The sequence below is a fragment of the Arcicella aquatica genome (assembly GCF_034928825.1).
Taxonomy (GTDB): Bacteria; Bacteroidota; Bacteroidia; order Cytophagales; family Spirosomataceae; genus Arcicella; species Arcicella aquatica.
This window is the reverse complement of record NZ_JAYFUL010000007.1, coordinates 66,341-92,080: the sequence shown is the minus strand read 5'-3', so window position 1 is coordinate 92,080 and position 25,740 is coordinate 66,341. Positions and strand designations below refer to the sequence as shown.

At 34.2% G+C, this 25,740-nt stretch carries 20 protein-coding genes; 12 read left to right on the top strand and 8 right to left on the bottom strand.

Features of this window, described 5'->3' with window-relative positions; genetic code table 11:
- Positions 1-289: 289 nt before the first annotated feature.
- Both VB264_RS06470 and VB264_RS06465 read right to left on the bottom strand, forming a co-directional pair.
- The gene (locus VB264_RS06470; protein ID WP_323247780.1) at positions 290-1,639 is read right to left on the bottom strand and encodes a methyltransferase RsmF C-terminal domain-like protein; all 1,350 of its coding nucleotides are present in this window, start codon (positions 1,637-1,639) and stop codon (positions 290-292) included.
- Positions 1,640-1,732: 93 nt separating this feature from the next.
- Positions 1,733-3,052 (bottom strand): vanadium-dependent haloperoxidase, encoded by a 1,320-nt coding sequence (locus VB264_RS06465; protein WP_323247779.1) that lies wholly within the window; start codon positions 3,050-3,052, stop codon positions 1,733-1,735.
- 250 nt (positions 3,053-3,302) lie between these two features.
- On the opposite strand from VB264_RS06465, the gene VB264_RS06460 reads away from it, so the two are divergent.
- Positions 3,303-4,220, top strand: coding sequence for an NAD(P)/FAD-dependent oxidoreductase (locus tag VB264_RS06460; RefSeq protein WP_323247777.1), 918 nt, complete (start codon positions 3,303-3,305; stop codon positions 4,218-4,220).
- Between the two features lie 55 nt (positions 4,221-4,275).
- Here the strand turns inward: VB264_RS06460 and VB264_RS06455 are convergent, their stop codons facing one another.
- Complete coding sequence (locus VB264_RS06455; protein ID WP_323247776.1) at positions 4,276-5,493, bottom strand: NAD(P)/FAD-dependent oxidoreductase; 1,218 nt, start codon at positions 5,491-5,493, stop codon at positions 4,276-4,278.
- A 609-nt stretch (positions 5,494-6,102) separates the two neighbouring features.
- Here VB264_RS06455 and VB264_RS06450 point away from each other — a divergent pair.
- From VB264_RS06450 to VB264_RS06410, 9 genes are all read left to right on the top strand, one after another.
- Positions 6,103-6,882, top strand: a complete 780-nt coding sequence (locus tag VB264_RS06450) for an alpha/beta fold hydrolase (protein ID WP_323247775.1) — start codon at positions 6,103-6,105, stop codon at positions 6,880-6,882.
- A gap of 72 nt (positions 6,883-6,954) precedes the next feature.
- A complete protein-coding gene (locus VB264_RS06445) occupies positions 6,955-7,620 on the top strand; it encodes a CBS domain-containing protein (protein ID WP_309912013.1) in 666 nt (221 codons plus the stop codon).
- A gap of 458 nt (positions 7,621-8,078) precedes the next feature.
- Positions 8,079-8,969 (top strand): NAD kinase, encoded by an 891-nt coding sequence (locus VB264_RS06440; protein WP_323247772.1) that lies wholly within the window; start codon positions 8,079-8,081, stop codon positions 8,967-8,969.
- 189 nt (positions 8,970-9,158) lie between these two features.
- Positions 9,159-10,202 carry a DUF6089 family protein gene (locus VB264_RS06435; protein ID WP_323247771.1) on the top strand — a complete coding sequence of 348 codons (1,044 nt, stop codon included), beginning with the start codon at positions 9,159-9,161 and terminating at the stop codon, positions 10,200-10,202.
- 63 nt (positions 10,203-10,265) lie between these two features.
- Positions 10,266-10,937 carry a type IX secretion system protein PorG gene (gene porG / locus VB264_RS06430; protein WP_323247769.1) on the top strand — a complete coding sequence of 224 codons (672 nt, stop codon included), beginning with the start codon at positions 10,266-10,268 and terminating at the stop codon, positions 10,935-10,937.
- Between the two features lie 328 nt (positions 10,938-11,265).
- Positions 11,266-12,021 (top strand): isoprenyl transferase, encoded by a 756-nt coding sequence (locus VB264_RS06425; protein ID WP_407654647.1) that lies wholly within the window; start codon positions 11,266-11,268, stop codon positions 12,019-12,021.
- 46 nt (positions 12,022-12,067) lie between these two features.
- Positions 12,068-14,680, top strand: coding sequence for an outer membrane protein assembly factor BamA (bamA, locus tag VB264_RS06420; RefSeq protein WP_323247766.1), 2,613 nt, complete (start codon positions 12,068-12,070; stop codon positions 14,678-14,680).
- Between the two features lie 144 nt (positions 14,681-14,824).
- Entirely contained in the window at positions 14,825-15,469 is a 645-nt protein-coding gene (locus VB264_RS06415; RefSeq protein ID WP_323247764.1) for an OmpH family outer membrane protein, read from the top strand.
- 24 nt (positions 15,470-15,493) lie between these two features.
- The gene (locus tag VB264_RS06410) at positions 15,494-16,072 is read left to right on the top strand and encodes an OmpH family outer membrane protein (RefSeq protein ID WP_309912006.1); all 579 of its coding nucleotides are present in this window, start codon (positions 15,494-15,496) and stop codon (positions 16,070-16,072) included.
- 79 nt (positions 16,073-16,151) lie between these two features.
- Here the strand turns inward: VB264_RS06410 and VB264_RS06405 are convergent, their stop codons facing one another.
- The 4 genes from VB264_RS06405 to VB264_RS06390 form a co-directional block, all read right to left on the bottom strand.
- Positions 16,152-17,117, bottom strand: coding sequence for an AAA family ATPase (locus VB264_RS06405; RefSeq protein ID WP_309912005.1), 966 nt, complete (start codon positions 17,115-17,117; stop codon positions 16,152-16,154).
- A gap of 162 nt (positions 17,118-17,279) precedes the next feature.
- On the bottom strand, positions 17,280-18,629 hold the full coding sequence (locus tag VB264_RS06400) for a peptidylprolyl isomerase (RefSeq protein ID WP_323247761.1): 1,350 nt from the start codon (positions 18,627-18,629) through the stop codon (positions 17,280-17,282).
- Between the two features lie 208 nt (positions 18,630-18,837).
- On the bottom strand, positions 18,838-21,102 hold the full coding sequence (locus VB264_RS06395) for a peptidylprolyl isomerase (protein ID WP_323247759.1): 2,265 nt from the start codon (positions 21,100-21,102) through the stop codon (positions 18,838-18,840).
- A gap of 252 nt (positions 21,103-21,354) precedes the next feature.
- Positions 21,355-22,083, bottom strand: a complete 729-nt coding sequence (locus VB264_RS06390; RefSeq protein ID WP_323247757.1) for a hypothetical protein — start codon at positions 22,081-22,083, stop codon at positions 21,355-21,357.
- A 292-nt stretch (positions 22,084-22,375) separates the two neighbouring features.
- On the opposite strand from VB264_RS06390, the gene VB264_RS06385 reads away from it, so the two are divergent.
- Positions 22,376-22,954 carry a DinB family protein gene (locus tag VB264_RS06385; protein WP_323247756.1) on the top strand — a complete coding sequence of 193 codons (579 nt, stop codon included), beginning with the start codon at positions 22,376-22,378 and terminating at the stop codon, positions 22,952-22,954.
- A gap of 124 nt (positions 22,955-23,078) precedes the next feature.
- Here the strand turns inward: VB264_RS06385 and VB264_RS06380 are convergent, their stop codons facing one another.
- Complete coding sequence (locus tag VB264_RS06380; RefSeq protein ID WP_323247754.1) at positions 23,079-24,842, bottom strand: ABC transporter ATP-binding protein; 1,764 nt, start codon at positions 24,840-24,842, stop codon at positions 23,079-23,081.
- Between the two features lie 319 nt (positions 24,843-25,161).
- Here VB264_RS06380 and VB264_RS06375 point away from each other — a divergent pair, with 319 nt between their 5' ends.
- Positions 25,162-25,683, top strand: coding sequence for a hypothetical protein (locus VB264_RS06375; protein ID WP_323247752.1), 522 nt, complete (start codon positions 25,162-25,164; stop codon positions 25,681-25,683).
- Positions 25,684-25,740: the final 57 nt, after the last annotated feature.

Genomic DNA, 25,740 nt, shown 5'->3' with positions numbered 1-25,740 from the left:
AAAATGTACGTTTCATTACAGTTTACTGTTACATTTGAGATAGACATTTAACAATCAGGTTTTTTACCTGCTGACAGACAGTAAATTATTGCCGGTTTAAATTTATTACTAAAAATAATGAATTAAAGATTCAATCATTAAAAGAAAATATCAAATTCTCTTTCTTAGTTTTACTTTTAACTACTTGGTTTATACTTAATAATGAATTTGGTACAAAAATAAGTAAAATACTTACAAACAATGCTCAATAATAATCTTTTCAATTAATCCTTGTGTTTTTTTAGCCTCATTACGATTCTTTTCCTAAAATTCTTTGCTCTTTGGGGTAGTAATTGTTGATTCTGTTAGGTAAAATTTTAGCCCAGCCAAGTCCAAAGCCCTCAAAAGTCATTAATGACCAACCTTTTACAGCTTGCTCTAATGCAAATTCTTCTCTTTTTAAATACTTGATAGCTTCTTGTTGTGAAAGTTCTACCTTGTTTATTTTTTCTGATAAAAATAAGCTCATCGCTAATTCATGCTCAGGAATTAAATCTTTACTTGAAAGTTTACCCATGCTAACGCCTACCTTTCTGAGGTTAAAATTAAGCTGAATTAATTGCACGATGTGTTCATGCAATGGATTAATTAGAAAAAAGTCGTCATTTTTTCCAAACCATGTATGGTCATCAATATTTTTTACCCAATTTCTGAAAATTTCTCGTTCTGTTCTACGATTATTATTTTTTATTGGTTTTCCCGAACGAATAAATACTTCTTTCTCCGAATTTCTTTTTTGAAAAGCCGTAATAAAAAAGCCTTCACCCTTTACTTGGTCGGGATAAAACCGATACGAACCTTCGGAAATTACTTCATTGCCTAGTTTGTCTTCATTGCTTGCCACTAAATGTTGTGCTCCAAATTGCTTTTCTATCCAATCAACAATATCTTCGTTTTCAGCTTTTGAATATGAACTAGTGGAATATATCATCACTCCCCCTTGTTTCAGACTGCCCCAAGCGTCGGTAATAATGCTTTTTTGTCTTAATGCATGTTGTGTTACATTCCCAACAGACCATTCTCTGATAGTATTAGGGTCTTTTCTAAACAAACCAGAGCCAGAACAAGGAGCATCAATTAATAATACGTCAAAAAAACCAGATAGTCTTGTAAAATCTCTAGGGTCATTATTCGTAACAATAGTATTCATTGTCCCCCATTTTGTGAGATTTTCAGCCAATACATTGGCACGTACTTTCAGCACATCATTGCTTACTAACAACGAATCGGGCGTTAATAAACTAGCCAACAAAGTACTGTTTGCACCCGTACCAGCACATAAATCAAGGACGTTCAAATCTTGTGATAAATCAACGCTACTTTTCAAGATTTGGGCTAAATACATTGAACTTGCTTCTTGGAAACAGTAAGCACCCGCATGAAAAAGTGGGTCAAAAGTGGCAAGATAGTTATCAGGCAAATATTTGCCATATTCTGACCAAATTACAGACTCAGCATGATTAAACGTATCGGTTTTCTTAAAAGGATTAATGCGAACTGCAATAGGCGACGCCTCATTTTCATGCGTATCAACAAATGCATTTTCATTGAACCCTTTAATGTTTTGTAATGAACTAATTAATGATTGTGGGATTTTCATAAAGTGAAATTACACAAAAAAGCCAAACTGATTAGATAGTCTGGCTTTTTGCTTTATTTTTTCATGAATTCAAGATTGCAAAGAAAAGTTTGACTAATTCGTTTTTATTTTTCCTACAATCCAATTTCCAATGGCTCTTCCTTGCACTAAACCGTTATTTAATGCTGGTCTAAAGTGAATACCTCCATACAAACGGCTAATTGATGCCTCGTCAGCAGCTTGTGTAAAAGACGTAAATTTACGCACAGGCAAGCCATAAGGAATTTCTGTTGAATCGGCAAAAGCAACGTTATCACCTAATACAGAAGATAAAGAAACAGACGCCGCACCAGATATTACAGAGTGCCCAGAAGTATATTCAGGGAAGGGTGGTGTCTGTAAAACGGGTTGCCAATCTTTATCGATAGCAGCATTAATAATCGTTTCTGGGCGAATACGCACTGTACGATATTTCTCTGTCCAGCAAGAAATAAATCCATCAAAAACAGCCACTGATGTCAAGAGATATGCACGTGCTGTGGTATAAATATCTGCCTTTTGATTGCGACTCACCTGCGATACAATTCCCATCCAGTGACCACCCGGAGATACCTTTTTAGTAGCAAACATTGCATGACCTGTAATATTCATTTTGAAAGGATTGCAATCCCAGAAATTACAAATGGCTCTTTGTTCGTCAGTTAAATTTTTCACAGTATTGTAGCAATCCATTACTTCCTGATAATATTCACTTCCTTTTGTTAAGTCAAATTTTGAGGGAGGGATTGGGCGAAATTGTGCAGAAGAATCCATCGTAAATGAGCGAATCTTTGTCCAATGAGGCTCCACAGCATCCAAATAAGCAGGAGGAGTAGGCACCCAAGTACCAGGCTTGTTGGTAACTGTAAAACGGAAACCACGCGTTTGTTTATAATTATCCTTCTTTGAATAATTCATGATAGAAGCCGCTACAGAATCGCCGAAGGCAATAGAGTTTTCAAACACTTCTTCAGGAATGCCAGTGGCCTTATAATCTGCCCAAAGTTTTTTCTCAAAATCTACATACACATCCTGTGCAAAAGTTAGGTTTTTACCAATCGTTAAAAAAGCCCTAGTGGCAGCCAAAGCATAACAATACTCTTTGTTAGGTTCTGGCTTATACACTTTCTCAAAGCCATTGAATTGTCCAACCATTGATTTTAGCCCTTTGTTAGCAGGCACAAGTGCTTCATAAGCTGCTAAAGAGGCATAACTATAAATACGACTTGAAACAGGAGGGGCAAAAATATCATGGATAATTGATTCAGTAACTTGCAATTGCGTTTTTCTTAGAAACTCAGGGTTGTCAGCGGCTTTTTTCCAGCTTCCATCATCTTTTTTACAACTAAACAGTAGCGTAATACACGATAATATTAATACAACTTTTTTGCTCATTGGTAGGGTTTTTTAAATGATAAGGCAAAAATACAAAAGTTTATTTCCAAAAAAATGGAATATTCCTTTAAAATGGGAGATTTTAGTCATTTTTTTTAATTATTTTGATAAAAATAATAAACCTTTCTTGTCCAATTTGCTCTTTTTTAATGCTTTTTAAATTAACTAGTGCCTTTATTTGTAAATTTATTTGTCTTTTTGAAACATTAAATCCTTCATGGAGTTGATTAAAAGAAACAATCATAAAATCTTGAAAATACTTATTGTTGGTGCAGGGATGGCTGGACTATCGGCTGCTAGAATTTTAGCAAAATATCACGAAGTAACTGTTTTGGATAAAGGAAGAGGTATAGGCGGAAGAATGGCTACCCGTAGAATAGGAGAGGGTGTCGCTGATCATGGAGCACAATATTTTTCGGTTCAATCAAATGATTTTCAGGTGTTTATTGATGAATTGCAAGAAAGAAAAATTGTGTCAACATGGCAATTGGCTCAGCGTTCAAATATTCGGTATTTCGGAACAGAGGGAATGAAAATGATTCCGAAAACAATTGCTGACAATATTAATGTTATTACCAATGAAAAAGTGGTAGAGCTTTTACAAAACACACTTATTACGGAGAGGGGAAATGAATATAGTTTTGATAAATTAATTCTTACTCAACCCATTCCACAGGTACGAGAATTGTTGGAACAGTCATCAATGTTGATTTCCCCTATTGACGATGCCGTTTTGAATGCTATCAAGTACCAACCTTGTATTGCTGTAATAGCACTTTTAAATAAGGCAACTTCCTTTGAAAGCGGAGGTATTATGTTGGATAATCATCCTATAGCTTGGATAGCAGATAATTTTCAAAAAGGTATTTCACATAAGCCTACTGTAACTCTTCATGCCTCACATGAATTCAGTAAACAAAATTTAGAAGGTGATTTGAATCAAATTGGGAAAAAAATGCTTGAATCTGTCCAAGTATTTATTCCTCAATCATCAATCGAAACTTTTCAGGTACATCGTTGGCGGTATAGCTTGGCGTCAAGTAGATATTCAGCTTCCTTTTATCAGCTTGAAGGTAAACAGATTTTTCTGGCTGGTGATGGTTTTGGTATAGGAAATGTAGAAGGGGCTTTTTTATCAGGATTGACACTGGCAAAGGCTTTATTATAATAAATAGACTTCTCTGAAAAGGGTTATCATGCCTTTTCAGAGAAGTAATACTATGTTAAATGTTCTCAGCAACTTTTCTGCCTGTCTTCATCGCAGCATTCAAAGATGGATATGCCGTATAGTCTCCACATCGATATAGCACATCGCTTAGTTGTAATGGGTATCCCTTTGAATTATCTTCATTGAAAGTAGCTAAAGCTTGGGGAATATGATATGTTTTGATATGTTTCCAATTGGTTGCCTCTTTCCCAAACCATGTAACTAATTCTTGTTGAATGCTAGTTGTTAAAGCTTGCTGGTCTTGTATATCTAGTCCTTGTGTTGAAACTGAAATAAGCGATTTGCCAAGTGGTGCATAATTAGGAGCTATATCACTTGGGACACATAAATTATGAATTTTAGCATTTCTATCAGGATTTAGTACAAGTAGTTTTTCAGTGAGAGGAGATTGCTCTGCTGCAAAATAAGTACAAGTTGTTTTATTGAATTTAATGTCTTGCTCTTTTCCTAAAAGTTGTTCAGCAGCAAAGCCATCAGTAGCCACAACAATTTTTTCTCCATAAAGTTTTTCTCCATTCGCCAAGTAAACATTATTACCTTCTATTTTTACTACTTTGGTATTTAAGCGAATTGAATGTGCTGGTAATGTACTGGCTATTTGTAAGGGTATTTCATGCATGCCATTTGCTGGAATAGCAGCATCGCCATGATTGAATTTATCAAAAATAAACTTAAAGAAATTAGCAGAAGTTGTTAAATCATCTTCCAGAAATACTCCACCAAAAAATGGTTTGAAAAACTGTAGTATCATTTTTTCTGACACATGATAGTTTTGAAGAAATTTCAATGTCGATTGGTATTTGTTCTCAAAAACATCATCTTGGATGTTTTGTATGTCCATAATTAATCTCAAAATTCTGAGTTTATCGGCTAAAGTACCTATGCTCGAAAACAAAGTAGAGAACAGCGCTGAAGGATCTTTCAATGGGTTAAGCATTGATGTGAATTTGTTTTGCTCGTTATCCCTAATCAAAGCACCAGATTTGAATGTTTTTAAATTTAACTTTTCATAATTGAGCAATTTTAATGCTTCAGGATACGCCGTAAGTAGAATTTGAAAGCCTCTGTCCAATAAAAAGCCATCTTGCTTATCAGTTCTTACACGCCCCCCAACTGCTTCGCTTGCTTCTAAAATTAATGATTCTATCCCTCTGTTTTGTAAATATCTGGCACATGTTAAGCCTGCAATGCCACCTCCGATAATGATAACCATTGTTCTATTGATTTTAATTTTTTTAAATAGTTTCTTAATTATATGTAGCTTTTAGTCTAGTTGTATTATAGATTTTGAGAGCTTTTGTTAGATTTGTCTTAATAATAGATTTAACAAACTTAAAGTCAAAGAGTTTTGACTTTAATGAAAATTGCTCAAAATCATTATGACAAAATGAAGGAAAATATAATTATTCTAATATTGTAAAATAGGTAGTTTTTCTGGAAGTATGAGAAAAGATGAATTATTAAATTTACATTCATCTAAACAATTGAAATAATTATATTTTAGGTGTTTAGGTATAAGTTATTGCAATTCAGTAATTTAAGTTGTTTTTTGCATAAAAATGAATTTATCTTAATCTAATTTGTTTAAACTAATAACATATAATTAATATACTTTTCAGAGATTTTTTATTATTTTGCATCACATTTAAAATCTGTGTAAAATTGAATTAAACCGATAACCTATTTAAAAGAAGTATTAAATTTTTAAGGAAAATTGTATTTTATTTAGATTGGTTGAAAGGTTGGAGTACCCAACAAGCAACTATTTTTTTGATTAGGCTGTAAAAGTTAAAATCATCATCAATTTTAAAATTATACTGATATGAACTATCAAATTCACGAAGGAAATGGCTACAAGTACATCGACGAAGGAGAAGGAGAGATTCTTTTTTTACTTCATGGGCTTTTCGGTGCGTTAAGCAACTGGGAAGGAGTAATTGAAGGCTTCAAGAGTAAATACCGCGTTATTATTCCAATGATGCCGATTTATGAAATGCCCATAACCAAAGCTGGATGTGAAGGATTGACAGAATTTATTGAAGGGTTTGTGAATTGGAAAGGTTTTGATGAATTAACACTTTTGGGTAATTCTTTGGGCGGGCACGTTTCTTTGATATATACCCTAAGAAACCCTTCAAAAGTAAAAAGATTAGTACTTACTGGTAGCTCGGGGCTTTTTGAAGACGGCATGGGCGGATCGTACCCCAAACGTGGAAACTATCAATACATTAAAGAAAGGGTAGAATATACTTTTTATCGTCCAGAAACAGCCACAAAAGAGCTGATTGACGAAGTGTTTGAAATAACAAACAGTGCATCTAAAGTAATTAGAATTATCTCTATTGCAAAGTCGGCACAGCGGAACAATATGGCCAAAGATGTTGTTAAAATTAAAGTACCAACACTATTGGTTTGGGGATTGAACGACACCATAACGCCGCCACAAGTAGGTCATGAATTCAATCGTTTAATTGAAAATTCTGAGTTACATTTTATAGATAAGTGTAGTCATGCACCTATGATGGAGTGTCCAGAAAGATTTAATGAAATTTTGGATGGATGGCTCGAAAAGACTCCTATTCGTGTAGTTGAGTTGGTATAATCAACTTAAAATTTGGAATTTATCAATAATTAACTATATTAGCTTAATTATATTAAATTTCATCAACACAATATGCTCGCAAACAATTTTATTAATCCAATGTTGCCAGTACTAAAATCTTCAGATACAGTAGGAGATGCGTTAAACTGGATGGAAGAATATAGAATAGGACAATTGCCATTGATTCATGAACAAGAATACCAAGGTTTGATTAGCCAAGATGTTCTGATAGATGCCGATGAAGACTTACCTCTTTTGGCCTTACAACCAGAATTTGAAGAAGTATTTGTGAATGTTCACCAACATACTTTTGAAATTCTAAAAATTGTTCAGCAGTACAATTTACAAGCGATTGTAGTATTGGATGAAGAACAAAACTTTGCAGGAACAATCAGTGTACAAGAATTACTTACTCAGTTTTCAAAAAGCTTAGGTTCGCAGGAAATTGGGGCAGTGTTAGAAATAGCTGTTGAAAACAGAAGCTATTCGCTTTCTGAAATTAGCAGATTGATTGAATCTAACAATGTAAAAATTATTAGTTCATATTACACAAGTGGTGGTGGACTAGAAGATTCAAAAGATATTTTAACGTTAAAATTAAATCAGCAAGATATTTCAAGAGTAATAGCCACCCTCGAACGTTTTGAGTACGATATCGTCGGAGCTTATAATTTTGAAGAAATTACCTCGCCAGATAAAGAGCGATACAATATGCTGATGAAATATTTAGATATATAAAACATGAGTCATCCCGAATTTTAAAATCACAAGAAAGCGGTCAAAAAACTAATTTTGACCGCTTTTTTATGATTGATGGGCAACGAATTCCTACTGTTTGAGCGGAGCGAGTTTAGGAATTCTTGATTTTCTTTTGTTACTTTTCTTTCATCAAGGAAAGAAAAGTAAGGACTAGACGATAATTAAGTAGAAAACCTCTCAAATTGTCTCCAAAACAAACAATTTAGGAAAAATTCGGGATGACTCATGTTTGTGAAAACATCCCTTTGTATTTTTTAGAAGTAAGAAAAAATTGTACTTAAACGTTTTTCTATCTCAAATCACAAACAAATACTAATATTCAAACCTAAAAGTTTGGCAATTCCCCATCTTCTTTCTTCTTTTGTTTTTTAGATAGATAAATAAGCAGTTTTTATCAATTGTTTAATACAGCTTTCAACCCACACAGACAATAAAAGATGAAAATAGCCATTCATGGGCGAAACTTTAAGGATGAAATCAAACCTTTTGTGCAACAAATGTTTGATTTTCTGGCTCAAAAAGGAGTTGAAATTCAAATCTCTGATGTCTATCAGCAGTTTTTAACTGAGATAGGAGTAAACCACCATGCAACCCAATTTTATACTTCTCAATACGACCTCTTTGATGCCAATTTGGTATTAAGTTTGGGTGGAGATGGCACTTTGCTAGATGCCGTGACGCATGTTAGCAAAAGAGAAACACCAATTCTGGGAATTAATACAGGAAGATTGGGCTTTTTGGCAACGGTTTCTCCTGATAAAATTACCGAAAGCTTGAATGAAATCTTTGCTAGTCATTATACCTTAGACCCTCGTACGTTAGTAAGCGTTGAAACACGCCTTAATAATGAACCCATTGATATTTTTAATGGCATCAATTTTGGACTGAATGAATTGGGTATCATGAAAACCGATACTTCTTCCATGATTATGTTGAAGGCATATTTAAATGGAGAGTTTTTAAATACTTACTGGGCCGATGGTTTAATTATTGCTACTGCTACAGGGTCAACGGGCTACAACCTTAGTGTAGGGGGGCCGTTGGTCATGCCAAGTTCTGATATTTTTGTGATTTCGCCAATGAGCCCTCATAATTTGAATGTACGTCCTTTAGTCGTTTCTACAGATGTAATCTTGGATTTTGAAGTAGAGAGCCGCAGCAATAGCTGTTTGATTTCTTTAGATGCACGCTCTAAAGTAATAGACAGTAATGTGAAAATTAGGATGAAAAGAGAGGCTTTTAAAGCAAATATCATTAAATTGAGTGATAGTAATTTCTTGAATACCCTTAGGAGTAAACTTAATTGGGGTTTTGATGCTAGAAATTAATACTTTGCTCAAAAGTTAAATTATACTGTTTGTTTCCATGATAATATATTATTTTCGTAGCAAAATTTAAGGTTAAATCATAACAAACGCACCTATTTTACGTTAAGAAAAAGTGTAAACACAGCTTTGAGAGATATTTTACTAAAAAGATAAATTAACCACATTGACTCCATCCATTACCAGACAAATATGAAAAAATATTCTTCAATACTTCTGATATTGATAATTTGTGCATTGAATACACAAGATTTAAAGGCACAATTTAGGTTTTCAAATCTTTTCGGAGGCAAAGATAAGCCCCGTAAAAACAAATTATTTGAGCCCAACTCTAATGTCAGCTTAGGAATAGGTACATCTAGTTATTTTGGAGATATATCTCCGTATAATAGATTTCTACAATCTACCGTAAATGGTATGCGTTGGAATGTTAATTTCAATTTTACTCGTCAACTTTCACCAACATTTGGCTTGCGTTTTGGACTTACTTATGCAAGAATCTCTGGAGACGATAATTATCTTGAAGGCGTAAAAGGCTATGAAGCTAACTTTATTAGAAATCTACATTTTAGAAATGACATTAAAGAACTTTCTATTACTGGCCAATACGATTTTGTACGTACTAGTCGTAGTTATTTACGCAGAGCAAGCATTATTCCTTATATTTTTGGAGGAGTAGGCGTTTTTGCTCATGACCCAGTGGCTAAACCTCAAGCTTCTTTATATGGCAATGATTGGGTGCGTTTACAACCACTACATACTGAAGGTCAAGGTTTACCGGGCTATCCTAATGCTCCTTATTCGTTAATTAGCGTCTCATTCCCTGTAGGTGTTGGGGTTAAATATAGACTAAATCGCAATTGGGATTTAGGTGTTGAACTCAGCTACCGTTATACATTAAGCGATTATTTAGATGATGTTAGTGGCAATTTTGCTAACTCTGCCGATTTACAAGCTCAAAGTCCTTTAGCAGCATCAATGGGTAATAGATCATTAGAAAAGATAGCAGCTCATACTGGAAAAGACCGTACTCAGGGCGTTATTAACTATTTAACAGCAAAAGGTTTTTATGACCCAGCATCACCATACGACCCTTTTACGTTGACATCGATTCCTGGTTTTTCAGACAAAACAGACTTGCGAGGAAACCCGAAGTATAATGATTCTTATTTATTAACTACGGTAAAATTGATTTATCATATTCCAAATAAAATTAAATGTCCAGTTGTCCGTTAATCAATCTGGAATAACATTCATGAACAGTCAGGTGTATATTTCACCTGACTGTTTTTATTAATTATGACATTATCTAAAAAGTTTTTCCTTTTGGTATTTAGCCTAACAAGCTTGAATACTTTTGCACAAAAAATTGAAATAGGAGGAGGTTTAGGAGCAATGAACTATAAAGGAGATATATCTCCTAACTTTTACCCAGCTTTTGCTCGTTTGGGGGGTAATCTTCTGTTTAGATACAACCCCAATAAAATAGTATCATTCAGAACCAATTTAGTGTTGGGCTCTATTTATGGAGATGATAGCAAAGTAGATGATTCATTCAATCAACTGAGAGGGAAGACCTTCAAGACCTCCATCAATGAATTGAATGTAGTAACGGAATACAACTTTTTTGACTACAAATACAACCGTTATCACAAAGACTGGACTCCTTATGTGTTCGGGGGGGTAGGACTCATGAGTTTCTCGCCAAGAGATGAAAAAACGAGTGATTATAAAACACTTCAAGTAGTAATTCCTTTTGGGATAGGTATTAAATACAATGTGACAGGCCCATTGGATATTAACGTAGAATTTGGTACTAGAAAAACATTCACCGATTATTTAGATAATTTAGGGGGGGATAACCCTGCACTCCCGAAAAATCAACAAAACGATTATAGTCGTTCAGATATGTATTACTATACCTCTCTGTCTTTGACCTACAAATTTATCAAAGTGTATTGTCCTAAATAAGAAAAAAATTCAAGGTTTATTGATTGAACATAAAGGAATAATAGGCCTAAAAACCTGCTATTGTTTTATGTTCAATTGTTTTTTATGCAGTTTTAAATCCATTCTTACTCGCAATAAGCCATTCTTGATTTTGAATAGGATAGGGAATTCGTTAAATTTGTCATATTATTCCCAAAAAGTACTCCTAGTCCATTTTTTGACTTACAAACAAAGTTTTAAAAGCTACAAGAAGAACTAAGCACTCTAGGAATTAAAGGCTCAGAACTTGCTTCTTGCGTGTTTGAAGGCCTACTATTATAAGTTTTATGTGTTAAAAAGTGTTAAATCGGTGAAAGAACAATTAGACCCTAACAATCTACCAAAACATATTGCCGTTATCATGGACGGAAACGGACGATGGGCAAAACAACAAGGCTTCGTTGATAGAATTTTCGGACATAGAAATGCTTTAAAAGCAGTGAAAGAAGCCATTGAGGGTTGTGCTGAAATAGGTGTCAAATATTTAACACTTTATGCTTTTTCAACTGAAAACTGGAACCGTCCGAAAGCAGAAGTAGATGCTTTGATGATGCTTTTGATTAGTGCACTAAAAGACGAACTGGAAGACATGAAAAAAAACAATGTACGATTAGATACCATAGGTGCTATTGATACATTGCCTGAAAGTTCGCAGAGAGTACTTAGAAGTGCTATTGAGGAAACAAAAGATAATACAGGCGTAGTAGTTATTTTAGCCTTGAGCTATAGCGGTAAATGGGATATTATTACCGCTGCCAAAAAACTGGCAGAACAAGTGAAAAATGGAGAAATAGCCATTGATGATATTAACGAACAGCTTTTTGAACAATCTTTGGATACGAAAGGAATTCCCAATCCTGATTTAATGATTCGTACAGGAGGCGACCATCGCATTAGTAATTTTATGCTGTGGCAATTAGCTTATTCTGAATTGTATATTTTTGAAGAATTGTTCTGGCCTGATTTCAGACGCGAACACCTTTTTGAGGCAATCCTTAATTATCAAGAACGTGAACGGAGATTTGGCAAAACTTCAGAGCAAATTAAAAAACCAATTAATGCTTAAAATACAAATGTATTCTTTCTCATCTGAATTGAGAACTATTCGCACAATGAAAAAATATACTTTACTGCTTTCATGCTTATTAATTTCTTTCCTTTCACAAGCACAATTGCGTGGTGCAATGGGAGCACGTTCGCCAATTGCTGAAAAAGCGGTTGAATTGAATTATGCAGAACCAAAAGAATATGAAATTGCTGAAATTACCACAACTGGCTCTAAATTCTATGATGGCAACTCAATGATTTCGCTTTCTGGGCTCAGAGTAGGGGATAAAATCAAGGTTCCGGGTGATGCTGCTACTTCTGCCATTAAGAAATTAATGAGTCAGGGAATTTTAGAAGAAGTACAGGTAGAAGCTACTAAAATTGAAGGTGATAAAATTTGGTTGAATATTGTTATCAAAGAAAGACCTAGGTTGTATAAACTAGAATACACAGGAATTAAAAAAGGAGAACAAGAAACACTAAGTGATAAAATTAAAACCTACAAAGGCAAAATCGTTACTGAAACGGTTAAGAAAAACGTAGAGTTAGCGATTAAGAAATTTTATCAAGATAAAGGTTATTTGAACGTAAGTATAAAAATTGCTGAAAGAACAGATTCTCTTCGCGGTAATAATGCTACGATGAAGGTAGCTATTAAGAAAGGCGATAAAGTTAAAATTTCAAAAATCGAATTTATTGGTAGAACTGAAATAAAAGAAAGTATTCTTCGTCGTAAGTTGAAAGGAACCAAACAAAAGGCTTTCTATAAAATATTTACTTCTTCAAAATATGTTCCTAAAAAGTTTGAAGAGGATAAGATAAAGCTGATTGAATTCTATAACAAAAAGGGTTATAGAGATGCGCAGCTTATCTCTGATTCAGTATTCAAAGACTCTGAGAAAACAGTTAAAATCATCCTTAAATTAGATGAAGGCAAGCAGTATCACTATAGAAATATCTATTGGGAAGGAAACTACATTTACCCTGATTCAATTTTAACAGAATTATTAGGTGTTAAAAAAGGAGATGTTTATAACGTTGAGGATTTAGAAAAACGTTTGAATGGAAAGCCTGGCGAAGACGTAAGTTCAGCCTACATGGATAATGGTTATTTATTCTATCAATGCGAACCTGTTGAAACTGCAGTTGCTGGAGATTCGATGGACATGACTTTTAGAATTACAGAAGGTAAGCAAGCAACTATCAATAAAGTTATTGTAAATGGTAATACTAAAACTTCTGACCACGTAGTAATGCGTGAGATTAGAACCTTACCAGGACAAAAATTTAGTAAATCTGCCATCATTCGTACCGTTCGTGAATTATCAACGATTGGTTATTTTAACCCTGAAAAAATTACCCCGAACCCAATTCCAAAAGCTGACGGAACGGTTGATATAGAATACAATGTAGAAGAAAAACCTTCTGACCAAATAGAACTTTCAGGTGGTTGGGGTGGTTATATTGGTTTTGTGGGTACTTTAGGGGTAACATTCAATAACTTCTCTGCCAGAAATATTGGGAACCTAAGTGCTTGGAAACCATTGCCTTCAGGTGACGGACAAAAACTTTCTGTTCGTTTTCAAGCGAATGGTACATCTTACCAAAATTATTCTTTATCGTTTACTGAGCCTTGGTTAGGAGGGAAGAAACCAAATTCATTCTCAATCTCATTGAGTAGAAGTATCTCATATCCTTATAAAATTCAGCAGTATAATCAGTTGAGTGGTTATGGCTCAGGTTATGGAAGTAGTGTATATGGTTACGGAAGTGGCTATGGTTATGGCTACGGTACAGGATTAACTTCTTCAACGTCTGATAGTGCTACTGCGGCTCAGAATGATGCACACTTTAATAGTACAACCTTAGCATTTAGTTTAGGAAAGCGTTTGAAAGTACCAGATGATTATTTCTCGTTGAGTAATTCATTATCGCTTCAATTAATTGATGTTAAAAACTTACCTTATTATGGCTATCCAGAAGGAAATTCAGTAGCAGTTTCATTTGTTACTAACTTCTCTAGAAACAGTATTGATAACCCTACTTTCCCACGTTCGGGGTCTAGTTTCTCATTAACGGCTTCATTAACACCTCCATACTCTTTGTTTGGTGGCGATAATAAAAACTTAATTGAGTATCATAAATGGATGTTTGATGCCTCATGGTTTACGCCAATTACTAGCAAGTTGGTCTTCCACATGCGTACTCACATGGGTTTCTTGGGGTCGTATAATTCTAATAAAGACATTACTCGTTTTGAACGTTTTGACCTTGGTGGCTCTGGTATGCAAACAGGTTATAACGTTATTAGCCGTGATATTATTGCTTTGCGTGGTTATAAAGACAGAGTATTCGGTTCGCAAGGTAGTTTGCCTAATGGGGGTGTTGCCTATAACAAATTTGTAATGGAGGTTCGTTACCCAGTTTCGTTGAACCCATCAGCAACAATCTTCTTATTAGGTTTTGCAGAAGGCGGAAATAACTTTGCCAACTATTCAGAATACAATCCATTCAAATTGTATAAGTCGGCTGGGTTTGGTGCTAGAATCTTCATGCCTGCATTCGGGATGATTGGTATTGACTATGGTTTTGCTTTTGATAAAGTGCCAGGACAAACTTCAAGCAATAGCTTTGGTCAGCAGGCATTTACTTTCTCAATAGGTCAACAGATTCGTTAATATAAATATTAAGCTTATAACTAGCCGATTGATAAATTGGCTAGTTATAAGCATTGTTAATGTTTTGTTAAACCATATAGAATAGCAATAAGATAGTATTCAAGGCGTTAATCAAATACATTCACTAAATTAGCCACCTTAGCCATGAAAAAGCGGATATTTTTACTAATTTTGCCATTCTTATGTTTATGCTCAAGCATTGAAGCACAAAAATTTGGCTATATTGATACCGAATATGTTACTTCTAAATTACCAGAGTACCAAAGTGCTCAGGCTGAAATAGAGAAACTAACGACTAAGTGGATTAAGGAAGTATCAACAAAAAATGATGAATTAGCTAAGTTAGAGAAAGCCTACAGAGCTGAGGAAGTATTGCTAACTGAGGAAATGAAAGTGCAGCGATTAAAAGTAATTGCTGATAAAGAGAAAGAAGCTAAAGAATTACAAAATAGAATCTTTGGTTTTGATGGAGAGCTCATCAAAAAGAAGCAAGATATCATGAAGCCAGTTTTAGATGAAGTAGCTAAAGCGGTAGAAAAGGTAGCTCGATTAAAAAAGCTTGATTTTTTGTTTGATAAATCGTCAGATGGATTAGCGATGTTGTACACCAATCCCATTCATGACTATACAGATTATGTGATGGAAGAGTTGGGAATTTCGACAGAACAACTGAAAGAGAAACAAGAACAAGAGGCCAAGCAGCAAGGAGAAGAGAACAAAGAAAGTGACAATACAACAAAAAGTAAATCAACTAGAAAAGGAGTAACTAGCAACTTCAAAAAAGAGTAATAACCAAATCAGAATCACAGAACAATGAAAAACAAATTTTTAATTGCTTTATTTGCAATTCTTGCTTTAGCTACAGCTAATGTAAATGCACAACAAAAAATCGGATATATTAGCTTAGATTACATTTTAGCTCAAATGCCAGAAGCAAAACAAGTAGAAACAGAATTGACTACTACTAAAACGCAATATGACAATATGTATCAGCAAAAAGTGAAGGATTTCCAAACTAAATTGGCTGATTATGAGAAAAATGCTGCTACAATGGCAGATGTAATTAAAGCTGATAGAGAGAAAGAATTACAAGGAATGCAGTCTAGCATTGAAGAATTCCGTCAAAACTCTTCTACTTCTTTACAAAAGAAACAAGCACAATTGTTACAACCTTTGTTGAAGAAAATTGAAGACAACATGCACGGTGTAGCAAAAGAAAATGGTTTTGCTTTTGTATTCAACTATGATGCAGGTCAAGGAACTACTCCAATCGTTTTACATGCTCCAGATGATGCAAACATCTCTGACTTAGTGTTAAAAAGAATGGGTGTTACGCCAAAACCGCTTACGCCAGCTCCAGCTACTCCAGCAGCAACAGCTCCTAAAAAATAATCAAAGTATTATTTCTTTATAAAAAAAGCCTCAAGATTTTAAAATCTTGAGGCTTTTTTATGGGCTATACTTTGTGGTATTATAACAGCTTACTAATGATATTTTCAACCGTAACGCCTTCTGCTTCCGCTTTGAAATTCCTTACTATTCTGTGGCGAAGCACAGCCATCGCTACCGCTTTCACATCTTCAATATCTGGAGAATAATTACCATTTAATAGGGCATTACATTTGGCTGCTAAAATCAAGTTTTGTGATGCTCTCGGTCCAGCTCCCCATTCCAAATACTTATTAGCGATAGCATCTGCCATGGTTGTATTAGGCCTAGTTTTATGCACTAATTTAACGGCATACTCAACAACATTATCGGCAATGGGAACACGTCTAACTAATTGCTGATAAGCTAAAATCTCTTGTCCTGAAACTTGCTGAGTGACGTTATACTTCTTATCTGAAGTAGTATTTTTAACAATATCCAATTCTGCTTCATACGATGGATAATCAAGCGTTACCATAAACATAAAGCGGTCTAATTGAGCTTCTGGCAATGGATAAGTACCTTCTTGCTCAATTGGGTTTTGTGTGGCTAATACAAAGAAAGGCTTCTCTAAAGGATATTTCTTCCCTGCAACTGTCACAGCGTACTCCTGCATGGCTTCTAAGAGCGCTGATTGAGTTTTAGGAGGAGTTCTGTTTACTTCATCCGCTAATACGATATTGGCGAATATTGGCCCTTTTACGAATCTGAAATTTCTCTCATTATCTAATGTTTCAGAACCAACAATATCAGAAGGCATTAAATCAGGAGTAAATTGTATTCTATTAAAATCTAAATCTAAAGCCCCCGCAATGGTTTGAATAAGAAGTGTTTTAGCCAAACCCGGCACACCTACCAATAAGCAATGTCCCTGACAAAAAATAGCTGTAAGAAGCATTTTAACAGTTTCATCTTGACCAATTACAACTTTTCCGATTTCTGAAGTAAGTTTTTGATAGGATTCTTTTAAAGCATCTACTGCTTCAACATCTGATTTGAATTGAACCATATTTTCTATTGTGTTTGTCGATTTTGTGCTTTATGACACAAAATATTTCTTACTATTTATGAGCGATGTACTTAAAATTAAAAATGTCAGGCTAATTGTAATTTAACCTGACACAATTTAATTTAAAACAAGATTTTTACCAAAGAATAATGAATCTTAAAATCACTGATCATTCGTTTTCATGACATTACATTCCTTGTATTCATCAACGATATAAATAAATACATCGTTTTTGGCAGTGGCAAACCATTTTTCAATGGCTGTATTTCGTTTCCTGTTTAAGGCATAAGTAGACATTCGTTGGAAATCGTCTTCTAAATTTGCATAGTGAGGAGGGTGTTTAGCCTTGTAATATAAAATTCTCATCGCCGAACGTCCATCTTCTGTTCTGTATGGCATTGGGGCAGTAATTGTTCCTACCGTCATTGAGTCAATAGTAAAATATAAACCCGATTCCATGGTGCCATCTAAAGCCATTTTGATAGAGCGTGTCTGTGGGTCGGTAATCATTCCTCCTGCATCTTGTGTAGCTTTATCTTCAGAAAAATCCTTGGCAGCACGTTCAAATTTGATACTATCTCTTTGAATCAATACTCGGATACTATCTAAGAAACGCGTAGGTTCTTGTACATCCAATCTCTGATAGTCTGGTCTTAATAAAATGTGTAGGGCGTGATATTCTTGTCCACGAACTTCCAACATTTTAATTAAGTGATAACCAAATTCAGATTCTACTACACCAGATAATTCGTTAGGCTTTAACTTCAACGCAGCCGATTCAAAAGGGGCAACCATTTGTCCACGTTTTGCAAAACCTAAATCTCCACCTCTTTTACCTGAGCCTAAATCTTCTGAATATAATTTAGCCATTTCTTCAAACGACTCTCCGTTTTCGGCTCTTCGCTTGTAGTCATTTAATCTTTTGTATAATTCGTCTTTCTGAGCCTTCGTAGTTTTGGCTAGCCTAACGATATGACCAATCTCTACCTCTGAAGGCATATATGGAATAGAATCTTTAGGAATACCCTCAAAAAAGCGTCTTACTTCTTTAGGAGTAATCTTAACATCACTCGTAATTTTTTCTTGCATTTTACGAGTTGTCAATTGCTCTTTTATCGCCGAACGAAGTTCGTCTTTCAAAGAAGAGATGCTTTTACCATATGCTTCAACAATATTTTTCTGAGAGCCAAACTGTTGTTCCATTTGTTCCATTCTGGAAGAAAGTTCAGTTTCTACTCTTTTATCATCAACAGTAATAGAGTCAATTTCAGACTTTGCCAACATCATTTTACCAACTACCAAGCTTTCAAAAATCTGACAACTAGAAGGAGCACCAGCTTGTCCACTTTGTTTGTATTGTTGTACTTGTGACTCTAACTCTGATTTTAAAATATAATGGTTGTCTACTTTAGCAATAATTTTATCAATTACTACTGGCGTTTGTGCCTGTAATGCTTGACTAAAAAATAGACAGATTGCGAAAAGGAAAATAAATAATTTCGAAAATTTCATCTAAAAAATGAATTAATATGAAACGTACAGGGCTTTATGGTTTTTTAAAATGTACGTAGATTGACAAAGATAACGTTTTTTAATCTCTAATTTGATATGCCAGTACCGTTAAAAAGTGTTAAGAATTTACCAAAATGATAATTGGGGAGATTAATATTAAAAAAAGTCAAAAGAGAAATACATTTACTTCATCTTTTGACTTTCTTAACTAGTTGATTACTTTCTGTATTTCGTTTTCATTAACAGTTACTGGATACTTTGATTTTAGTTGATTTATCCAGTTTTCTAATAGCTGTTTTTGGTAATCTCTGGTTATCTGACCACGAGCTTCTTTAAAAGTTTTTGTTCTAGGTTCTTCTACTTTCAAAATATTGATTGAAACGAATCTGCCTTTGAGGTTTAGGTTTTTTTCACCCACAGTCCATTCAACATCTTTTAAATACTCGTTTTCATCTTTCTTGAAAAATCCTTCTTCGGCAGTAAGACTATTTGGTTTCAAAGCATTGAAACGCTTAACAACATCTTCCATCGAGTCTGATAAAAATCTAATACCTACTCTGCTGTTTTTGCTTCGATCAGTTTTCGAGATAGGCTTATACTTTCCATCATCTTTTTCGATGATTCTCATCGGAGTAATGCCACTGTTTATTAAATAGTTTACAGATTTTTTTGCTCTTTCTGCCGAAATATTTTCAGCTTCTTCGGGGTCAGAATTACCTGTTACTTCCACTATATAATCTCTATTTTTCAATAGAATAATATTTAAATCATAAAGCATCTTCTGTGCATCGCTAGAAAGCACAGACTTATCTTTTTCAAAATAAATATCAGGGAATCTGCGATTCATCGGATAAGGAGTTTTTGCCAACAACGTTTTTGCTTGTTCTAAAGTCTCTTTACGGTCGCTAGTGATTACTTTGGCTAACACTCGGTGTGTGTATTGGTATTGGTCGATGTGCTGATTATAGAATTTTACTTGAGCCAATGAATCCAATGATTTTTCATAGACGTTATCATTCAGCATCTGTTTTTGCAGGATACCTTCTCTATATTCCTGAATATCAGCACGGAACTCTGGGAATTTTATCTCAAGATTTGATTCTTCGTACCTAAGATTTTGATTCTCCACAAAAAGGTCGTACCAATCTTGTGGTGTTTTTTCATCAAGGGCTTTTAGTTTGGCTAATTGACGTTGATGTTTCGTCACAAAACTATAAAAATCTTTTACCGATGAGCTAGTCTGATTGATAGTGAAGAGTGCTTTAGCCAGATAGTCTTCCGTGCCGATTCTATCTTTATAGAAGTTTTCAATGGCTTCTTGCTTTACCGATAATATTTCTTGAAAGTTATTATCTTTTTGCAAACGCTTTACTAAATTATTCTTGATAATGATATTACGTGAAGCATCAGCTGTTATTTTCTGACGAATGAAAGGAGCCATCTCATCATATTTTGGCAAACTTTTCTTTTCAACTAACCTGAAAATATGCCAACCTAATGAAGTTTGAATGGGCTGTGTATAATCGTTCTTTTCCTTTAAGGCAAAAACCGTTTCAACAATTTTTTGGTCAATCAATGTACCTGCATCCCAAAATCTGTTCATTACCCCACCATTATCTTTGGTACGAGTATCTTCTGAGAAAACTCTGCACACACCTTCAAATGGTTCATTTCTTTTTAGGTATTCGTAGGCCTCATCTATTTTTTTCTTAGCCTTTGTTGCTTCTTCTGACGAAGCAGTGGGTGAAAGACTTACAAGAATGTGGGCTAGTTTTACTTTTCCTCTGAACGAGTGTCTATCTAATACCTTTATCAAATGAAATCCTTTGTTGGTTCTAAAAGGATTAGACATTTCGCCTTTGGGAGTATTGTAAGCGGCGGTTTCAAACGTATAATTATTTTCTAGTACAGAGAGGAAGCCTAAATCTCCGCCTTTGGCTGCTGAGTAAGTATCTTTGGAATAAGTTTTTGCTAATTGGTCAAAAGACTCTCCTTTAGATATCCTAGCTCTTAAACTTTTCAATTCATTGTAGGCAACCATTGTATCGGCTGGACTAGCGTTTTTAGCCAAAGGAATGAAAATCTGAGCTACCCTTATTTCCTCACGCATTCTTTCATACGATTCTTGGATAAGCTTTTCTAAAATCAATTTATCTACTAAATATGGGCTAGCCAATTCTTTGCGGTAGGTCTCTATTTCTTCACGAAATGCACGCGTAGTATCTTTCCCCATACGCTCGGCAGCGTATACGATTAACTTATAATTAATGTAATTATTAATAAACTCTTTCTGATTATCTTTTCTGACACTATCGCTTTGAGTAAGCTTTTGGAAAGTTTGGGAGAATTCTTTTGAATTGATGGTTCTATTCCCGATTTTAAGGGCATAATTCTCATTTTGAGCTTCGGCAGTGGTAACCGTTATCAATATTAATGCAATTAGCCTGTATATTCTGGTTAGTGATTTATTCATTATTTTCAATCTTAATTGTTTGAAGCAATTACTTCCAAACCTTTGATACCCCTAGATTCTATTCGCTTCAACACACAAAACGTATAAGTACATGGTACCTTATGTAACTATTAAATGCTTATGTTTATTGTAAGAGAATGACAAAATTATAAATAAAAACCCAGCAAAGTATTATGTCTATTTTATTAAAAAAAACACATAATTTTATAAAATGCTGTTTTTTAGGCGTTTATGGTAAATGAGTGTATTAAATCAGCGTATTTTTAACTCATAAGTGAGTTTATACCGAAAAGTGTTCTTGAAATGTTCCCCTTCAAAGACTAAGTTGACGGGATAGGTATTTTGTGTAGTGGAAAGTGAATCTAGTTTTAATTCAAAGGTACTTTGTCCTAATAAATCGTCTTGGTCAAAACGCTCGGCTACCTTCAATCCTAAGCCTGCGGCTTGTAAGCTAGCGAAGACGATGGCAAGCGGGGTTTCATATTCAGCGATGTTGATGATAGTAGCTGGTATTTTTGCTAATCCTCCAAAATTATTAATTTTATTGATGGTTGCCATTGCTTTTTCATAATCGTCAATCTCCATCAAGATAACAGAAGATAACAATTTACCATTTTCTGGCACTACTAATTCTATCGTTTTAAACTTATCAGCCTTTACAACTTGACCTTTCTTTAGGCTTTCAACGCCCCAAGAATTATTAATAACTTTTAAAATTTTCTTGTTTTCATCTACTAACGTAAGTGTATAGGTTAAAGAAACCTCATCAGCAAAGCTTAGGTCTTCTTCCAAATCAATCGCTTCAAGTGATTTAATCGTCAGTTCTACAATTTTATCTTTCTTCACTACGGGTGCTTGGGTAGTGGTAGCGCTAACAACTTTATTGCTCTTACAAGCCGTAAAGCATAGACAAACAGCTATTAATAAGATAAATTTACTGTTAATGGCAGTTTTGTTCTTGAGGAAGGATATTGTTATCATTTGGTAAATCATGGTTTGATAATTCAAAATAGGGCATTTCTATGCTTCTTTGCAAATTTTCTTAGCTACAATCCTTAAAGACTCCACTTTTGGATGAGTCAGAGGCTGATAAATGATGTCAATACAACGGATATTTTAATGTTATTTTGATGAAAATGCCTCATAATCAATAAAGTTAGTGGTGTAATTTAAATAAAACTCAATTTATAAAATATTGGTATTTACCAACATTTATTATTGTTAGATAACCCAAATTTGCAATATAATTTTAACCTCCTAAAAGATCAACGATATGAAAGGCATAGCTAACAAGCAACTGATAGAACAATTAGAAAATAGGATAGAGCTTCATTTAAAAGAAAGCATTGAACTTTTTCAGAATCTTCATGAGCGTGTTTTACTACACCCTGCGAGTAATGGTGGTTGGAGTATTGCTCAATGCCTTGAACACTTGAATAGTTATGGACACTATTATTTACCCGCTATTAAAAAAGAGTTGAGTACCCAACAATCTAATCATCCAAATTTAGTCTTCAAGAGTTCTATGTTGGGTTCATACTTTACACAATTGATGGAGCCAAAAGAAAAGATGATGAAGATGAAAGCTACCAAAAGCCATAGCCCAGCAACTGACTTAGATGCCTATGTCGTAGTAGCCGAGTTTATTGCACAACAAGAGGAACTTTTGAGCTTATTAAAACAAAGTATTGAAGTAGATATGAATGCTATCCGTATACCAATTTCAATTGCAAAATTTATACGATTGAGATTAGGAGATGTATTCCAATTTTTAATTGCCCATAATCACCGCCATATTTTACAAGCCAAACGTAATTTATACATTAGTTACAATCAGCCTGTAGAAGACTAAAATTTACTGTATCCTCTAAATCCTATTTAATATATGAGTGTGTAAATACGCTAAAAAAGAATAAGCTTGTTATACGATGATATAACGAGCTTATCTTTGATAAGTCTATCTTTAACTTTTATTATCAGGCGTTTTCTGTAATAAACTGCATTTTATGTAAGCTTGCATACCAGCCATCTTTTTCTAAAAGAGCTTCATGAGTGCCTTCTTCTTTGATTTCACCTTTGTCTAAAACTAATATTTTATGGGCGTTCTGAATCGTTGAAAGTCTGTGAGCAATCACAATGGCCGTTCGGCCTTTCATCAATTTAGCAATGGCATTCTGAATCATCTCTTCGGTTTCAGTATCGACTGAAGAAGTAGCTTCATCTAAAACAATAATTTTAGGGTCGTGTACTAAAGCCCTTACGAATGAAATTAATTGTCTTTGTCCAACAGAAAGGGTAGCCCCTCTTTCCATTACATTATAGTCGTAACCATCAGGTAATCGGTCAATAAACTCATGAGCACCTACAAGTTTGGCAGCCTCAATGATTTTTTCTCGGGTAATACTTTTGTCTCCAAGCGTAATATTGTTTTCGATGGTATCTGAAAATAAAAATACGTCTTGTAACACTACCCCAATCTTACTTCTCAAACTATTCAATTCATAATTTTGTAAGTCGATATCATCCACCCATATTTTACCTTTATTGATTTCATAAAAGCGACTCAATAAATTAATAGTTGATGATTTACCCGCGCCAGTTGCTCCGACTAATGCAATCGTTTCGCCTTGTTTTACTTCAAATGAAATATCTTTTAATACATATTCTTCGTCGTTATAAGCAAACCAAACATTTTCAAAACGAACATTACCTTTTAACTGATCGGCTTTGTAAGTACCGTTATTTACTACGTATTCATCAGATTCTAATAGTTTGATAATCCTTTCAGTAGAAACAATACCCATTTGAAGCGTATTGAAACGGTCAGCCAAGAATCTAATAGGGCGAAAGAATAAGTTCATAAACATGATAAAGGCCGTAAGCGTACCCAAAGTCATGTCGTGTGTCAGGATTTGTTTTGACCCAAACCATACAATTAAACCTGTTCCTGCTGCTAAAATTACATCTGCCACAGGGAAATAGACTGAATATGCCCAAATAGAACGGATATGGGCATCACGGTGTACTTCGTTGATAGCATGGAATTTATTGTATTCTATTTTCTCTGAATTGAAAATTTGTACAATGTTCATACCTGTGATGTGCTCTTGTACAAATGAATTTAAGTTGGCAACTGCCAAACGTACTTCATTAAAGCTTTTCTTAATATATTCCTTAAACAGGTAGGTTGAAACAACCATAAATGGCACAGTACACAGACAGATTAAGGTTAGTCGCCAATCTGTCCAGAACATCACCCCTGTAATTAATATCAATTGTAAAATATCCCCAGCAATAGCTGCTAATCCTTCTGAAAATACATCATTGAGTGTTTCAATATCCGATACAGTACGGGTAACAAGGCGCCCGATAGGAGTATCATCAAAAAACTTTAGTCGAAGGGATAGTATTTTCTCATATAATTCAACACGGATATCACGAATGACGGTTTGTCCTAACCAACCAGCCATATAAGCACTAACAAATTGAAGAAAGCCCTGTAACAACAATACACCTATCATCAACAAAAGCATGTTGGTAAGCATAGGGTAATTGCCCGCAACAATATAATTATCAATGGTATGGCGAATTAATAAAGGGTTGAGTGGTACAACACAAGCAGCAACCATGATGATAAGTACCAAAGACCAGAATCGTAATCGATAAGGGGAAAGGAAACTGTAAATTCTTTTAAGGACTTGAATGTCAAATATTTGGCCGCTTTTTTCTTCTTTTCTCATTTAATATATTTAAAGAATTGAGGTGGTTTTCAATACTTACTTCAAAATTAACATAAGATTTTGTGGAAAGGTTTATAATGGTGGAAATAAGTAGTAACATAAGTCCAGTTTTTTGTTATTATTTTAAGCACCGTAAAAGTCGATATCAATACCGTATTTTCACTGATTTTGCAGGGTATAAATACGGTATTTTTAATTGAAAACCTTTAATGTGTTGATTTTTAGATTGTTGTATAGGAGTGGCTATTGCTTAAATGATTAGAAAATGGTAGTTTCAAATAGTTAAATCAATTGTTAAACATAAACCGCTTAAATGATTATGAAAAATACACTGATTCTATTATTCGGCATTTTTGTAGGTAGCCTCAACCTTCTTTTTAACCTCAAACCATCATCTATTGAAGGGCAAAAGGAAGAGCGGTTAGTGCCTACTGTAAAAGACAATAGTAAAGATGAAAGCTCAATATTAAATTTTTCTTATAGAATTTATGGTAGAGATGAATCAACCCAAATGATTAATGGTCTTAAAGATTGGCGTACTGAATATCCTGAGGTGGGGATTGATATTCCTAAAGGATATATAATTCCAAAAGCTGCAATTGAAGAAATTTTAAAACAAGATTCTAATTCTGTTAACAAGATTGAAAATTTTGGATGTGCTTTTACTGTAGTCAATAATAGATTATCTATACTAGTTTATGGATTAGATAAAAATGGAAATGAATGGAAACATTCTGATAAGAATAAACAGTCATTTTTAGCAGTGGATAACTTTGGACAATGCTGTCATACGGCTTCCTTAGTTAGAAAAAACCAATTGAAAACTAGTCTTTACAATTAATATTATTTAAAATCTAGCAATAAATATTTATACATTTCACAATTTTAATCCCTAATG

Bases quoted from the DNA above. Each gene is read 5' to 3' on its own strand.
- VB264_RS06375 (WP_323247752.1), top strand. From the start codon at position 25,162: ATGAAAAATACACTGATTCTATTATTCGGCATTTTTGTAGGTAGCCTC.
- VB264_RS06380 (WP_323247754.1), bottom strand. From the start codon at position 24,842: ATGAGAAAAGAAGAAAAAAGCGGCCAAATATTTGACATTCAAGTCCTT.
- VB264_RS06450 (WP_323247775.1), top strand. From the start codon at position 6,103: ATGAACTATCAAATTCACGAAGGAAATGGCTACAAGTACATCGACGAA.
- VB264_RS06440 (WP_323247772.1), top strand. From the start codon at position 8,079: ATGAAAATAGCCATTCATGGGCGAAACTTTAAGGATGAAATCAAACCT.
- VB264_RS06435 (WP_323247771.1), top strand. From the start codon at position 9,159: ATGAAAAAATATTCTTCAATACTTCTGATATTGATAATTTGTGCATTG.
- bamA (WP_323247766.1), top strand. From the start codon at position 12,068: ATGAAAAAATATACTTTACTGCTTTCATGCTTATTAATTTCTTTCCTT.
- VB264_RS06400 (WP_323247761.1), bottom strand. From the start codon at position 18,629: ATGAAATTTTCGAAATTATTTATTTTCCTTTTCGCAATCTGTCTATTT.
- VB264_RS06415 (WP_323247764.1), top strand. From the start codon at position 14,825: ATGAAAAAGCGGATATTTTTACTAATTTTGCCATTCTTATGTTTATGC.
- VB264_RS06385 (WP_323247756.1), top strand. From the start codon at position 22,376: ATGAAAGGCATAGCTAACAAGCAACTGATAGAACAATTAGAAAATAGG.
- porG (WP_323247769.1), top strand. From the start codon at position 10,266: ATGACATTATCTAAAAAGTTTTTCCTTTTGGTATTTAGCCTAACAAGC.
- VB264_RS06405 (WP_309912005.1), bottom strand. From the start codon at position 17,117: ATGGTTCAATTCAAATCAGATGTTGAAGCAGTAGATGCTTTAAAAGAA.
- VB264_RS06465 (WP_323247779.1), bottom strand. From the start codon at position 3,052: ATGAGCAAAAAAGTTGTATTAATATTATCGTGTATTACGCTACTGTTT.
- VB264_RS06455 (WP_323247776.1), bottom strand. From the start codon at position 5,493: ATGGTTATCATTATCGGAGGTGGCATTGCAGGCTTAACATGTGCCAGA.
- VB264_RS06395 (WP_323247759.1), bottom strand. From the start codon at position 21,102: ATGAATAAATCACTAACCAGAATATACAGGCTAATTGCATTAATATTG.
- VB264_RS06445 (WP_309912013.1), top strand. From the start codon at position 6,955: ATGCTCGCAAACAATTTTATTAATCCAATGTTGCCAGTACTAAAATCT.
- VB264_RS06470 (WP_323247780.1), bottom strand. From the start codon at position 1,639: ATGAAAATCCCACAATCATTAATTAGTTCATTACAAAACATTAAAGGG.
- VB264_RS06390 (WP_323247757.1), bottom strand. From the start codon at position 22,083: ATGATAACAATATCCTTCCTCAAGAACAAAACTGCCATTAACAGTAAA.
- VB264_RS06410 (WP_309912006.1), top strand. From the start codon at position 15,494: ATGAAAAACAAATTTTTAATTGCTTTATTTGCAATTCTTGCTTTAGCT.